The sequence below is a fragment of the Rhodoluna sp. genome, assembly GCF_024639375.1.
GTDB lineage: Bacteria > Actinomycetota > Actinomycetes > Actinomycetales > Microbacteriaceae > Rhodoluna.
Window position 1 is genome coordinate 36,237 of the sequence record NZ_JAHEIM010000004.1, and the last position, 13,098, is coordinate 49,334.

At 50.2% G+C, this 13,098-nt stretch carries 15 protein-coding genes; 6 read left to right on the top strand and 9 right to left on the bottom strand.

Annotated features, from left to right (window positions below):
• The gene (locus tag Q0L28_RS02240; protein ID WP_296631037.1) at positions 1-972 is read left to right on the top strand and encodes a D-alanine--D-alanine ligase; all 972 of its coding nucleotides are present in this window, start codon (positions 1-3) and stop codon (positions 970-972) included.
• Between the two features lie 6 nt (positions 973-978).
• Here the strand turns inward: Q0L28_RS02240 and Q0L28_RS02245 are convergent, their stop codons facing one another.
• From Q0L28_RS02245 to rpmH, 9 genes are read right to left on the bottom strand one after another with little or no spacing between them, the layout of a single operon-like run.
• Positions 979-1,935, bottom strand: coding sequence for a ParB/RepB/Spo0J family partition protein (locus Q0L28_RS02245; protein ID WP_296631039.1), 957 nt, complete (start codon positions 1,933-1,935; stop codon positions 979-981).
• Positions 1,925-2,818, bottom strand: coding sequence for a ParA family protein (locus tag Q0L28_RS02250; RefSeq protein ID WP_296631041.1), 894 nt, complete (start codon positions 2,816-2,818; stop codon positions 1,925-1,927). The genes Q0L28_RS02245 and Q0L28_RS02250 overlap by 11 nt, the downstream gene beginning before the upstream one ends.
• Positions 2,815-2,979, bottom strand: coding sequence for a hypothetical protein (locus tag Q0L28_RS02255; protein ID WP_296631043.1), 165 nt, complete (start codon positions 2,977-2,979; stop codon positions 2,815-2,817). The genes Q0L28_RS02250 and Q0L28_RS02255 overlap by 4 nt, the downstream gene beginning before the upstream one ends.
• A gap of 27 nt (positions 2,980-3,006) precedes the next feature.
• A complete protein-coding gene (gene rsmG, locus Q0L28_RS02260; RefSeq protein WP_296631045.1) occupies positions 3,007-3,663 on the bottom strand; it encodes a 16S rRNA (guanine(527)-N(7))-methyltransferase RsmG in 657 nt (218 codons plus the stop codon).
• A 9-nt stretch (positions 3,664-3,672) separates the two neighbouring features.
• Positions 3,673-4,170, bottom strand: a complete 498-nt coding sequence (locus tag Q0L28_RS02265) for a R3H domain-containing nucleic acid-binding protein (RefSeq protein WP_296631046.1) — start codon at positions 4,168-4,170, stop codon at positions 3,673-3,675.
• 6 nt (positions 4,171-4,176) lie between these two features.
• A complete protein-coding gene (gene yidC, locus Q0L28_RS02270; RefSeq protein ID WP_296631049.1) occupies positions 4,177-5,142 on the bottom strand; it encodes a membrane protein insertase YidC in 966 nt (321 codons plus the stop codon).
• A gap of 3 nt (positions 5,143-5,145) precedes the next feature.
• Entirely contained in the window at positions 5,146-5,448 is a 303-nt protein-coding gene (yidD, locus tag Q0L28_RS02275) for a membrane protein insertion efficiency factor YidD (RefSeq protein WP_296631050.1), read from the bottom strand.
• Positions 5,445-5,795, bottom strand: a complete 351-nt coding sequence (gene rnpA, locus Q0L28_RS02280) for a ribonuclease P protein component (RefSeq protein WP_296631052.1) — start codon at positions 5,793-5,795, stop codon at positions 5,445-5,447. The genes yidD and rnpA overlap by 4 nt, the downstream gene beginning before the upstream one ends.
• Before the next feature lie 27 nt (positions 5,796-5,822).
• Positions 5,823-5,960, bottom strand: a complete 138-nt coding sequence (gene rpmH / locus Q0L28_RS02285) for a 50S ribosomal protein L34 (RefSeq protein ID WP_296631053.1) — start codon at positions 5,958-5,960, stop codon at positions 5,823-5,825.
• A 325-nt stretch (positions 5,961-6,285) separates the two neighbouring features.
• On the opposite strand from rpmH, the gene dnaA reads away from it, so the two are divergent.
• From dnaA to gyrB, 5 genes are all read left to right on the top strand, one after another.
• Positions 6,286-7,710: a chromosomal replication initiator protein DnaA gene (gene dnaA / locus Q0L28_RS02290; RefSeq protein WP_296631055.1), complete on the top strand. Its 1,425-nt coding sequence runs from the start codon at positions 6,286-6,288 to the stop codon at positions 7,708-7,710.
• Positions 7,711-8,104: 394 nt separating this feature from the next.
• Entirely contained in the window at positions 8,105-9,247 is a 1,143-nt protein-coding gene (gene dnaN / locus Q0L28_RS02295) for a DNA polymerase III subunit beta (protein ID WP_296631057.1), read from the top strand.
• Between the two features lie 35 nt (positions 9,248-9,282).
• Positions 9,283-10,461 carry a DNA replication/repair protein RecF gene (recF, locus tag Q0L28_RS02300; RefSeq protein ID WP_296631060.1) on the top strand — a complete coding sequence of 393 codons (1,179 nt, stop codon included), beginning with the start codon at positions 9,283-9,285 and terminating at the stop codon, positions 10,459-10,461.
• Entirely contained in the window at positions 10,454-10,951 is a 498-nt protein-coding gene (locus Q0L28_RS02305) for a DciA family protein (RefSeq protein ID WP_296631061.1), read from the top strand. The genes recF and Q0L28_RS02305 overlap by 8 nt, the downstream gene beginning before the upstream one ends.
• A gap of 206 nt (positions 10,952-11,157) precedes the next feature.
• Entirely contained in the window at positions 11,158-13,095 is a 1,938-nt protein-coding gene (gyrB, locus tag Q0L28_RS02310; RefSeq protein WP_296631064.1) for a DNA topoisomerase (ATP-hydrolyzing) subunit B, read from the top strand.
• Positions 13,096-13,098: the final 3 nt, after the last annotated feature.

The following is a 13,098-nucleotide window of genomic DNA, read 5'->3' on the forward strand; positions in this document are numbered from 1 at the left end:
ATGATTCCTAAGGGCAAAGGCTCAGCGAAACTAAAGATTCAAGTTCTCGCCGGTGGAATTTCTCACGAACGTGACATCTCGCTCAAGTCAGGTCGTCGAGTTGCAGATGCACTCACTGACTTTGGTGCAACTGTTGTAATTCGTGAACCAGATCACAACTTGTTGGCGAACATTAAAAAAGATAAGCCCGATGTGATTTTTCCGTGCTTGCACGGTGCCAGCGGTGAAGACGGCGCACTGCGCGACATCCTTGCGTTGACTGGGGTTCCGTTCGTTGGTGCAACTGCTGCGTCTGCACGACTTACTTGGGATAAATCAATTGCAAAAATTTTGGTGAGCAAGTCAGGTGTGCAAACACCGGCATCAATCACTTTGCCAAAAGAAACTTTCCGCGAGCTTGATGCAGAAACAGTTTTGAAAACTGTAAGTGCTGCAATGACTTTTCCTGTTGTTGTAAAACCTGCACGTAGTGGTTCTGCGCAGGGTGTAACAATTGTTAAAACGCTTGGCGAACTTAATCGCGCAATGATCGACGCCTATGTTTATTGCGATGTTGCCATCATCGAAAAATTTGTTGAAGGTTGCGAACTTGCAATCAGCATCATCGACTTGGGTGCTGGCCCAATTGCATTGCCTGCAATTGAGATTGAACCGGTTGCTGGCAACTACGGATACGACGAGCGCTACACCGCAGGAGAAACAAATTTCTATGTTCCTGCGCGTTTGCCAAAAGCACAACTTGATCGCTCTGCAAAAACTGCAATCTTGGTGCACGAAGCTCTTGGCTTGCGTCACCTAAGCCGCATCGATTTGATTGTCGACAATAAGGGAACCGCGTGGTTCCTTGAGGCGAATGTAATGCCTGGTCTAACCGAAACTTCATTGTTACCGCAGTCGGTAACTGCAAACGGCAATTCGCTTGGTGAGGTTTATTACTCAATCGCAGAAGCTGCGCTTCGCGGTCGCGGTTAAAAACTTTTAGTTTTTGTTATTCAGTTCCGCAAGAATGCGGTGAAGGTCACCAACGGTGGCAAAGTCAATTTGAATCTGCCCCTTCTTTTTGCCAAGCACAATGTTGACCTTGGTGTTTAGTCGGTCACTCAGTTGTTCTGCGAATTCTTTTAGTGCGTCTTGGCGACCACCGGCGGTGACTGTTGCTTTGCCAGGTTTTTTGTTTTCTGGGCGGTCAAGAGCAACTAGCTCTTCAAGCGAACGAACCGAAAGTCCTTCGTTGATAACTTTGTTGGCCAACGCTTCCATGCGCTCTGGTGCTTCGATGCTCAACAACGCACGTGCGTGACCAGCACTCAGCACACCAGCTGCAACTTTCTTTTGCACAGCAATTGGCAACTTCAACAAACGAATGGTGTTGGTGATCTGTGGGCGTGAGCGACCAATCTTGGTGGCCAACTGGTCTTGGGTGATGCCAAAGTCGCTCAACATTTGTTGGTAGGCGCTGGCTTCTTCAAGCGGGTTTAGGTTTGCGCGGTGAATGTTTTCGAGCAAGGCATCGCGAAGCATGTTGTCATCGGCAGTTTCACGAATAACCGCAGGAATCTTCTTTAGTCCAGCGGCCTTTGAAGCGCGCAAACGGCGCTCACCCATGATCAGTTCGTATTTTTGTTCACCAAGTGAACGAACTACGATCGGCTGTAGCACGCCGAATTCGGTAACTGAGTGCACTAACTCGGCGAATGCCTCTGGCTCAAAGACTGAGCGAGGCTGCTGAGGGTTTGGAACGATTGAATCAACGTCTAGGTGACCAAAACGAGTGCCTGGGATGTCAACTAGGCCAGATTCAGCAGGTGCCGATTCGGCATCTGGTTGGCCAGGAGCGTTAAAAAATACGTCAATTGGGCGTTCGCTGGGCACCGAAGAGGTTGGAATTAGCGCGCCGATACCTCGACCGAGACCAACTTTCTTTTTATCTGCCATGCTGTGCTCCCTTATTTGCAATTTCAATTGCCGCTTCAAGATAGGCAATTGAGCCTGGCGAAGACGGTTCGTGCGTGATTACGGTGCGACCAAAGCTCGGTGCCTCAGAAACGCGAACATTTCTTGGGATAATCGCATCCAAAGTTTGGGCAGGAAAATGCTCTCGCACATCTGCGACAACTTGGCTAGCCAACTTGGTGCGTGAGTCATACATGGTCAAAAGAATGGTTGAAAGCACCAATTCGGGGTTCAAAGAGGCCTGAATGCGCTCAATGTTACGCAGAAGTTGAGAAAGTCCCTCAAGTGCGTAGTACTCACATTGAATCGGCAAAAGCACTTCGGTGGCCGCAACAAACGCATTTACGGTCAAAAGTCCAAGGCTAGGTGGGCAGTCAATCAGCACATAATCGACGTTGCCTTGAATTGAAGCAAGGTAGGTGTGCAGGGCGTTCTTCAAAAGTGCGTGCCACTGCAGCTGTTCTATCGAGGTTACGATCTCGATTTCGGCACCGGCAAGGTCAATGGTTGCCGGCACGACGGTGATTTTGTCATCCTCGGTGCTCTTTTGAACCACCTCGGCCATTGGCTTGCCCTCGGTTAGAACCTCATAAATACCCGGGATGCCTTCGTGGTGGGCTACGCCCAGCGCAGTTGAAGCGTTACCCTGTGGGTCAAGGTCGATAACCAAAACCTTCATGCCCTTTACGGCTAGTGCCGCGGCAAGGTTCACGGTTGAAGTGGTCTTACCCACTCCTCCCTTTTGGTTAGAAACCGAGATGATGCGAGTGCGACCTGGCTTTGGCGGGGTTTGCTCGCGAATGGCGGCTAGGCGACGAGTGCTATCGGCTAGTTCGCGGTGAATTGGGCTTGATTCAAAGTTCATTCGCCGGCTCCAGATGTTTCACGTGAAACTACGCCTTGCCAGCCGGTTGGCTCTGGGCTGGTTTCTAGGCGATCGTTGGGGTAACCCAGGCCTGAAACCACGGTAGGTGCGGTGACCGAAGACTTTTCAGCCTCAGATGTGGTGCTATTTTGCTCGGTCAACGACTACTCCAATAGAACTTTGAATGCTCAGACTAGCCTAGTTCGCACAACGCGAGTTGGCTCCTCTAAGAACTCTGCCCCGGTGAACACAATCTCAAAACTTTGGATGTCGAGCTTCTTCTGAAGCCTCTTTGAGTCTTCGATTTCTTCTGCTGCCTTCGAGCCCTTGAGGGCGATGATTTCACCACTGTGGCGAGTCAACGGCACAGTCATTTTCAAAAGATTAGGCAAGGCCGAAACGGCTCGGGCTGTCACGATGTCAAAGGCATCGCCAACTTCTTCGGCACGTGCACGCAATACGCGAACATTCTTCAAGCCAAGTGCCTCAACCTGTTCAATCAGCCAGTTGGAACGGCGTTCCATCGGTTCAATCAGGGTGAAATGGGCGTTTGGCTGGGCAATGGCCATTGGAATTCCAGGTAATCCGGCACCCGAACCAACATCAGCAACTTCTTTGCCGTCGGCAACCAGTTCAGCAACTACGGCCGAGTTGAGAATGTGGCGGGTCCAGAGTTTTGGCATTTCGCGAGGGCCAAGCAGGCCCAGCTCATCGCCGTCGCGAACCAAGGCCGCGGCGTATCCCCTGGCCTGGTCGATGCCGGCGCCAAAAATAGCTGCGGCAACGGCAGGCTCGGCTTCTACTGAAAATGTTTCACGTGGAACATTCTCAAGTTGCTCGTTCAATTTGAGCTACTAGGCAGGCTTGATAACGATGTGACGGTCGCGACCTTCACCCTCAGACTCAGACACTAGGCCAGCCTCAGAGATGATGTCGTGCACGATCTTGCGCTCGTATGAAGACATTGGCTTCATAGGAATCTGCTCGCCGGTGTCTTTTACCTTGGCAATTAGCTTGTTTACGATGCGGGTAAGCTCGTCAACACGCGCTTGGCGTGAGCCACCAACATCCAAGATCAAGCGGCTAAAGCTGGTGGTTTTCACCTGAACAGCCAAACGGGTCAGTTCCTGCAAGGCCTCAACGGTCTCTGGGTCAGAGATCACGCGAAGGTTGCTCTCGCCATTGGCAGTGATTTCTAGGTAAGCGCGGCCCTGACGAACGTCAATCTCGATGTCGCCATCAAGGTCAAAGATGTCTAGCAGTTCTTCTAGGTAGTCAGCGGCGATGTCGCCTTCTTCTTCGAGAGCCTTCACTGATTCGGCCTCGGTTGGCTTTACTTCTGCTTCAGTCATTTGGTCCTACTTCTTGCGTGGGGTTGGCTTTTTGGCGGTAGTTGGCGCCTTTGCGCGAGCTTTGCCTACCGGCTGGGTGCGTTGGCGAGGCTTGGCCTCTTCAATTTCTTCGGGGGTTGGCTCAGCTGCAACCGGCAATTTGCCTCGCTTTGCCAAACGGGCCTCGCGGGCTTTGTGTGCCTCTGATCCGGGGGTTGGCATGTTGCGAATAACCAAGAACTGCTGACCCATGGTCCAGAAGTTCGAGGCTAGCCAGTAGAACATAACGCCAAGAGGGAATGAAATACCTGAAACCGCGAAGATCAAAGGAAATACGTAAAGCATGATCTTTTGGGTCTGCATGTATTGCGAGGTAGCCACATCAGGGTTCTGGTTCTTAGCAATGATCTGACGCTGGGTAATGAACTGAGAAACGGTCATTGCGATGATCATTACCGCGGCCAAAATCTTCACTTCGAGCAAATCGCTGCTCAAGAAGGTTGCCTTTAGGGGAGCCCCAAACAGGTCTGAGCTAGCGAACTGCTGAGCAAGCTGCAGGTTCATTAGGCCCACGCCGCCCTTGCCAGTGGTGATTGAGTGCTGGGCATCGTTCAAAACAAAGAACAAACCAGAGAAAATCGGCATCTGGATAAGCAGTGGCAAGCATGAGCTCAAAGGGTTTGACCCGGTGCGCTTGTATAGCTCCATCTGCTCTTTGGCAAACTTCTCGCGAGAATCGCGGTCGGTCTTGCCCTTGTATTTAGCCTGCAACTTCTTTAGCTCTGGCTGGGCAGTGAGCATGTTGCGCTGAGACTTGATCTGCTTCACGAAAATCGGAATCAGAGCTGCACGAACCACAATGGTCAAGCCGATGATGGCAAGCACCCAGGTGATGCCTGCGGATGGGTCCATCCCAAGAATCGTGAATAGCTGGTGGAAAGCCACCAAAATAAACTCAATGACCCACTTGATAGGCCATAACAGATCTGGCATTTACTAACCCTTCTTAAGGTTTGGAACTACAAAGCCACTCTCGGTCACCCGAAAATAACCCGAACCTGGTTTTACCTCGTCGACGCCACCTTGCGACCACGGGTTACAACGCAGAATGCGAAAGACAGTCATGACCGCCCCAGCAACTACACCGTGCTGTTGAAATTGACCCAAGCCATACGCAGAACAACTCGGATAGTACCGACAGACATCACCGTATAGAGGTGAAATCAATTTGCGATATAACAAGAGAAACCCAACAACTAAGTTTCTTGGTGCCAGCCAAAGCCAAACCAAAAGGTTCATGCCTTGACTCCCTTTTGAACCGCGGCTCGCACCGCTGTTCTAAGTTCTTCTCGAAGTGTAATCCAGTCTGATTCAGCGGCCCCGGGTAGAGCCCTGACTACAACTGACACCTCACCTGTTAACTCGGTTAACAGGGTTCTGGCTGCTTCGCGCAATCGACGCTTTACAAGGTTTCGTCTGACTGCACCGCCCACCGTCTTTGCCACCACAAAACCAAAGCGGGCCTGAGGCTGGGCCTCATCCCGCTTTAGGTAGATGACTAGGTGTTCTGAGCTGATCTTGCGGCCCAACTTCATGGTCGAACGAAAGTCGTCTGCTTTAGTCAGACGGTTTTCGCGGGCCAACATAGTTGACGGCCGAGTTCAGGGCTCGAATTAAGCAGAAAGCTCTGCGCGACCCTTGCGACGACGAGCACCAAGGATGGCGCGGCCGGCGCGGGTTGCCATGCGTGCACGGAAGCCGTGAGTCTTCGCACGACGACGGACGTTAGGTTGGAAAGTACGCTTCGACATGATTATCTCCGTAGAAAATTTTGGGCCTGCGTCAACAAGTGCAGGACAACCTGTTAAACCTACGGCAACACTGGCCAATCGGTCAAGTTAAAAACCCTAAATAATAACCTCGGATATTTAGCGACGCCTCGAAGACACGCTGCATTAATTTGCATATTGACCCGCTAGTTGTGTTGAATCAGAGGATGCCAATCGCTTACAGGCGAAGTGGCGTTTGGGGATAGTGTTATCCACAAGTTCTCCACATGGTGGATAACCATGTGGAGAACTGCACTAGGGTAATAAAACAAAGGGCAACCGCCCAGGGGAAGACATAGGCGTTTCGATGGCAGACACAGAATTAGTCACAGGTTTGTGGCAAACCCTGCTCGCCAAACTTAACGGTGATGACCGTCTTACTCCACAGCTTTTGGGCTTCATTTCTTTGGTTGAACCAAAGGGTGTTCTTGGCGAAACTCTTTATCTCGAGGTTCCAAACGAACTAACCCGAGACATGATCCAGCAGCGCATGCGCCCCTACATTCTTGATGCCATGCAAACCAACGCCGAATTTGGCGGCCCAACCAACTATGCCGTTGTGGTTAACCCAGACATTGAAGCAGCCTTTACCCCTGCTGCCCCGGTGGTCGAAGACATTGCACCCATCACGCCAATTGGTGCTCCACTAAGTTTTGCCAACCCAAGCTCAAGCGGCCCGGCTACAAGCTCAACCTTCGACACTCGACTAAACCCGAAGTACACCTTCGAAAACTTTGTTAGCGGTGGTTCAAACCGATTTGCCCACGCGGCGGCCTTCGCCGTGGCCGAAGCACCAGCCAAGGCCTATAACCCGCTATTTATCTATGGCAACTCGGGCCTGGGCAAGACTCACCTTTTGCACGCCATCGGCCACTACGCACTCAACCTCTATCCACGAATCAAGGTGCGCTACGTTTCAAGCGAAGAGTTCACGAACGACTTCATCAATGCCATCGGTAGCAACCGAACCGCTGAGTTTCAAGCGACCTACCGCGACATTGACGTTTTGCTAATTGACGATATTCAGTTCTTGCAGGGTAAAGACCAGACCCAAGAGGCTTTCTTTCACACTTTCAACACCCTGCACGACCACAACAAGCAAGTGGTTATCACCAGCGACCTACCTCCAAAGCAGCTAACCGGCTTTGAAGACCGCATGCTTTCGCGCTTCGAATGGGGTCTTCTCACCGACATTCAGGCTCCAGAACTTGAAACCCGCATCGCTATTCTGCGCAAGAAGGCCGACAACGAGAAACTTCGAGTGCCCGACGAGGTGCTTGAATACATGGCTGCCCGCGTTAGCTCAAACATTCGTGAGCTTGAAGGCACCTTGCTTCGTGTCACAGCCTTTGCCAACTTGAACCGCCAGGCAATGAACATGCAACTTGTTCAAACTGTGCTCAAAGATGTCGTGCCACTTGGCGAAGACCTAGTAATTGCCCCAATCGAGATCATCAATGCAGTTGCCACCTATTACAAAATCACCCCGGATGACCTGTACGGCCAAAGCCGCATTGCAGCAATCGCGCTTGCCCGTCAGATTGCTATGTACATCTGCCGTGAGCAAACTAACCTTTCATTGCCTAAAATCGGTCAGCTGTTTGGCGGCCGTGATCACACCACTGTGATGTATGCCCAGAAGAAAATCACTGAATATATGAACGAGCGTCGCTACGTTTATAACCAAGTCTCAGAGATCATCGGTCGAATTAAGGCAACTGGCCGCAACTAATCGCCTTTTCTTGGTGAATTTAACATATGCACATATCTGTGGATAAGTGTGGATAACCCCTAGATATCAGTGAAATACAGGTAAATTGCCTGTGACCAAATAAACCACTACTCACAACCCTCGAAGTTATCCACAGTTTTTTACACAACTGTGTATACATCTTTCACCGTTGTAGTTCGGTTATGAATACTGGCAAGTTGGCAGTTATCCACATTTTCCACAAGGGTTATTAATGTTGTTTTAAATATTTAAATATTTAGAGAACTAATAACTCCTTAGGCCAAGTAATCAAAGGCAAAGAAAACCTCAAATGGGCTTTACCTAAGCCAAACTGTGCCAAGATTAACCCCTAGAAACCAGTGCCAGGCTAGGCCGGCAGATTTGGGGAAAAGTTTTGAAGTTTCAAGTAAATAAAGACGTGCTCAGTGAAGCAGTTTCTTTTGCAGTTCGACTTTTGCCACAGCGAACCACTTTGCCAATTCTTGGTGGAATCTTGATCGAAGCCGATGCAAACGCATTGCGCCTTTCAGTTTTTGACTACGAAGTTTCAGCTCAGGCAGAAATCGTGGCCAAGGTTGAGACCTCAGGTCGAGTTTTGGTTTCAGGCCGTCTTCTTTCAGAGATCGCCAGCAAGCTGCCGAACGCCCCAGTCGAATTTGCTACCGATGGATCTAAAGTCACCGTTTCTTGTGGTTCAACCAAATTCTCACTTTTGACCATGCCGGTTGAGGAATACCCAACCCTTCCTGAAATTCCAGCCATCTCAGGAACCATCACCGGTGAGGCATTTGCCAGTGCAGTTCAGCAGGTTGCCACTGCCGCTTCTAAGGATGACGTCACGCCAGTGCTTACCGGTGTTCAGATCGAAGCAGGCGAAAAGTCACTCTCATTCGTAGCCACTGACCGTTACCGTGTGGCTCTTCGCGAAGCAGCGTGGAACGCTAATTCAGGATCAGCTGGCCAGATTGCTTTGGTGCCAGCTCGCACCCTTCAAGAAGTGGCAAAGACCTTCGGCAACCAGGGTGAAATTCAGATCGCCATCGCCAAATCAGATGACCGCGAAATGATTGCCTTCAAGGCAAACAACCGCTCGGTAACCTCATTGCTTTTGAAGGGCAACTTTCCACCGGTGAAGAGCCTCTTCCCTGCAGACATCGATAACTATGCAGTGATCACCACCCAAGATCTAATCGACTCAACTCGCCGAGTGTCTTTGGTGCTTGAACGAGAAAGCCCACTTCGCTACAGCTTCGAAGAAGGCAAAGTTTCACTTGAGGCAACCGGCAATGAAACTGCACAGGCATCAGAGAGCATCAGCGCGGAACTTGCTGGCAAAGAAATTGTTGTTTCGCTAAAGCCGCAGTTCTTGATTGACGGTTTGAGTGGCGTGCACGCCGAGTTCGTGAAGATTGCATTCACCAACAACGACAACCCGAACAAGCCTGGCCCAGTTTTGATTTCATCTCACGGCTCAAAAGAGAAAACCGAAACAGACAGCTACCGCTACTTGCTTCAGCCAAACCTTCTTGTTCGCTAAGCGAATTTAGTTTTTAGAAAAGAGGCCGGTTAGAGATGTTAATCAAGCATCTCTCGCTGGCCAATTTTCGTAATTACAAAACGGCCGAAGTTGCGTTTCAACCTGGCGTGAATTTATTGGTTGGCCCCAATGGTCAAGGCAAAACAAATTTGGTTGAAGCAGTTCGATTTTTATCGACACTTTCATCACATCGAGTAGCTGGTTATCAACCACTGATTAAACAAAACGAAGACAGCGCTCTGATTCGTGCATTAGCAAGTTTTGATGATCGTGAAATGTTGATTGAACTTGAACTAAATCGCGAATCACAAAATAAAGCACGCGTAAATAAATCACCTTCACAAAAAGTGCGAGACATTTTGGGTTACATAAATTCAGTAACTTTCGCGCCAGAAGATCTCGACATCATTAAGCGCGACCCGTCTAATCGCCGCGCGTTTATTGATGAGTTGGTAGTTCAGGTGTGGCCCCGCTTTGCAGGTGTTTACAGCGATTACGAGCGAGTTTTAAAACAACGCAACACACTTTTGAAAACGGCAAGACAAACTGGAGCGAAAGGTTCTGCGCTCAGCACTCTTGATGCTTGGGATGAATCGCTAATAAATTTTGGTGCTGAAATTGTTGCGGCCCGTGTTGATGTGATTGAAAGATTGCGACCACATCTTTTTGCCGCTTATCAAAAAATTGCAATTGCAAACAACGAACCAAAAATTATCGTCAAGTCTTCGTTGCTTGGTGCTGCGATTGTTAGTGATGACGAAGATGGCGCACCACTCGATGCAATTGAAACTAAAGACAAACTACAAATTGCCGAGTTGTTCAAACTAAAACTCGAATTCGTTCGATCAAAAGAACTAGAACGAGGAATCTCATTAGTTGGACCACATAGAGACGACTTGGTTTTGATGCTCGGTGAATTACCGGCAAAGGGTTATGCCAGCCACGGGGAATCCTGGTCGTATGCACTTGCCTTGCGCTTAGCCTCGATTGAATTGCTAAAAGCCGAAACTCGTTCGGGTGACCCAATTTTGATCTTGGATGACGTGTTTGCCGAACTTGATGCAGGGCGTAGATCACGACTTGCCGAATTAATCGCAAACAACGAACAGGTACTGATTACTGCAGCTGTTGGCGAAGATGTTCCACAGGAATTATCCGCGGTGATTTTTGAAGTTCGTGCCGGAGAAATTTCGGATGGTGAAAACAATGCCTAATAACAAGAACGTGAATGACTTTGCTCAAGAGTTCTACTGGAAGATGCGCGATGCGGTGACCGGCCGCGTTTCACGTGACGCCAAGCGCATTGCCGAAGCCGCCAAGAACGCGGAGTCGATTCCGTTTGGCTCAGGGCGTGATTTTGTGAAGGCTGGCGACACCGTGGATGGCCTGCTTAAGGACTTTCGCTGGGAAGCCCAATTGGCCGAAGCTGACCTTTTCAACCGCTGGTCAGAGGTGGTTGGCGACACCAATGCGGCGGCCAGCCAGCCAGAGGCCCTGATCAACGGCACCCTCACCGTGCGGTGCAAATCGACTGCCTGGGCCACCCAGCTGCGCCTGATGCAAACCACCATTTTGGCCAAGCTGCACGAGGCCTTTCCACAGGTCGAAATTAAGGCCCTAAAACTGCTGGGCCCAGAGGCTCCAAGTTGGAAAAAGGGCCCTAGAACAGCCCCTGGCCGAGGCCCTCGCGACACGTATGGATGAAATCGAGCGTGGACGAAGCTGTGCTGAGACACGATATTTCATCCTTGCGCGGATAAGTTGACAACTCACTCGGACTGGCCGAGTTCCCAGTAAATGACTGGCTTTAAGGGTAGAATTTACCAAGTTAGACACCCCGAAAATCAGTCGCCTATTGAGGCGCATTTCAACGGACCTAACGAGCCAATTACAAGGAGTTTTAACTAAATATGTCTACACCCGAAAACAACTACGACGCCGGCAATATTCAGGTTCTAGAAGGCCTAGAGGCAGTTCGCAAACGACCGGGAATGTACATTGGCTCAACCGGCCCCCGCGGTCTTCACCACCTGGTCTACGAAATCGTAGATAACTCTGTAGACGAGGCCCTGGCCGGCTACTGCGACACCATCAATGTGACCATCACCAAGGATGGCTGGATTCGCGTGCAAGATAACGGCCGAGGCATTCCGGTGTCGGTTCACCCAACCGAAGGCATCTCTACTGTTGAAGTGGTTTTGACCATCCTTCACGCCGGTGGAAAGTTCGGTGGCGGCGGCTACGCAGTATCCGGTGGTTTGCACGGTGTGGGCGCATCCGTAGTTAATGCTCTTTCAAGCAAGTTGCGAGTGGCAGTTGCTCGCGAGGGTCACTACTGGACTCAGTCGTACACAATCGGTGTGCCAGACGCGCCATTGGCAAAGGGTAAAGAAACTGACCTAACCGGAACCATGACCGAGTTCTTGGCGAGCCCAGATATTTTTGAAACCGTTGAGTACGACTACGAAACATTGCGTCAGCGTTTTCAGCAGATGTGTTTCTTGAACAAGGGTCTAACCATCACCCTGCACGACGAGCGCAACGGTCGTGACGACAGCTACTGCTACGAAAACGGTTTGCGCGATTACGTTGCATATCTAAACGCTTCTAAGAAGAGCGAAATTGTTAACGAAGAAATCATCTCGTTTGAATCTGAAACAAAAGAGAAGAACATGTCGGTTGAAATTGCAATGCAGTGGACCAACGCTTACAACGAGAGCGTTCACACTTATGCAAACACCATCAACACACACGAAGGTGGAACCCACGAAGAAGGTTTCCGCACCGCGTTGACATCGCTGCTAAATAAATACGCTCGCGAAAAGAGTTTGCTAAAAGAAAAAGACGAAAACCTAACCGGTGATGACTGCCGCGAAGGTTTGACTGCGGTTATCTCGGTGAAACTTTCTGAGCCACAGTTTGAAGGCCAGACCAAAACCAAACTTGGTAACACCGAAGCAAAAGCATTCGTGCAAAAAGTTGTGAATGAAGAATTTGCAGATTGGTTGGGTCGCAACCCAAACATCGCGAAAGACATTATTCGCAAAGCTATTCAGGCAGCGAGCGCACGTCAGGCTGCGCGCAAGGCCCGCGAGGCCACACGCCGCAAGGGATTGCTGGAATCGGGCGGCATGCCAGGCAAGTTGCGCGACTGTTCATCACGCAGCCCTGAGCTTTCTGAAATCTTCTTGGTTGAGGGTGACTCTGCGGGTGGTTCTGCTGTTCGTGGTCGCAATCCAGAAACTCAAGCGATCTTGCCACTGCGTGGAAAAGTTTTGAACGTTGAAAAGGCTCGACTAGATCGCGCACTTGGCAACGCAGAAATTCAAGCCATGATCACCGCATTCGGAACCGGCATCGGTGAAGATTTTGATGCGAGCAAGGCGCGCTATCACAAGTGCGTTTTGATGGCCGATGCCGACGTTGACGGTTTGCACATTCGCACACTGTTGCTCACATTCTTGTTCCGCTACATGCGACCTCTAATTGAGCACGGTTACGTTTATCTTGCACAGCCACCACTTTTCAAAATCAAGTGGTCTAACACCGCGCACCAATATGTTTACAGCGACGAAGAGCGCGACAAGGCTTTGGCCGATGGCGCCGCAGCTGGCAAAAAGATTCCAAAAGAAAACTCGATTCAGCGCTACAAGGGTCTTGGTGAAATGGACTACGACGAGCTTTGGGAAACCACCATGGATCCAAACACTCGCACCCTTTTGCAGGTGACTCTTGAAGACGCTGCACTTGCAGACGAAGTTTTCTCAACTCTGATGGGTGAAGACGTTGAAGCACGTCGTTCATTTATCCAAAAGAACGCGAAGGATGTTCGCTTCCTAGATATCTAGGAA

Bases quoted from the DNA above. Each gene is read 5' to 3' on its own strand.
- Q0L28_RS02240 (WP_296631037.1), top strand. From the start codon at position 1: ATGATTCCTAAGGGCAAAGGCTCAGCGAAACTAAAGATTCAAGTTCTC.
- Q0L28_RS02245 (WP_296631039.1), bottom strand. From the start codon at position 1,935: ATGGCAGATAAAAAGAAAGTTGGTCTCGGTCGAGGTATCGGCGCGCTA.
- Q0L28_RS02250 (WP_296631041.1), bottom strand. From the start codon at position 2,818: ATGAACTTTGAATCAAGCCCAATTCACCGCGAACTAGCCGATAGCACT.
- Q0L28_RS02265 (WP_296631046.1), bottom strand. From the start codon at position 4,170: ATGACTGAAGCAGAAGTAAAGCCAACCGAGGCCGAATCAGTGAAGGCT.
- yidC (WP_296631049.1), bottom strand. From the start codon at position 5,142: ATGCCAGATCTGTTATGGCCTATCAAGTGGGTCATTGAGTTTATTTTG.
- yidD (WP_296631050.1), bottom strand. From the start codon at position 5,448: ATGAACCTTTTGGTTTGGCTTTGGCTGGCACCAAGAAACTTAGTTGTT.
- rnpA (WP_296631052.1), bottom strand. From the start codon at position 5,795: ATGTTGGCCCGCGAAAACCGTCTGACTAAAGCAGACGACTTTCGTTCG.
- rpmH (WP_296631053.1), bottom strand. From the start codon at position 5,960: ATGTCGAAGCGTACTTTCCAACCTAACGTCCGTCGTCGTGCGAAGACT.
- dnaA (WP_296631055.1), top strand. From the start codon at position 6,286: ATGGCAGACACAGAATTAGTCACAGGTTTGTGGCAAACCCTGCTCGCC.
- recF (WP_296631060.1), top strand. From the start codon at position 9,283: ATGTTAATCAAGCATCTCTCGCTGGCCAATTTTCGTAATTACAAAACG.
- Q0L28_RS02305 (WP_296631061.1), top strand. From the start codon at position 10,454: ATGCCTAATAACAAGAACGTGAATGACTTTGCTCAAGAGTTCTACTGG.
- gyrB (WP_296631064.1), top strand. From the start codon at position 11,158: ATGTCTACACCCGAAAACAACTACGACGCCGGCAATATTCAGGTTCTA.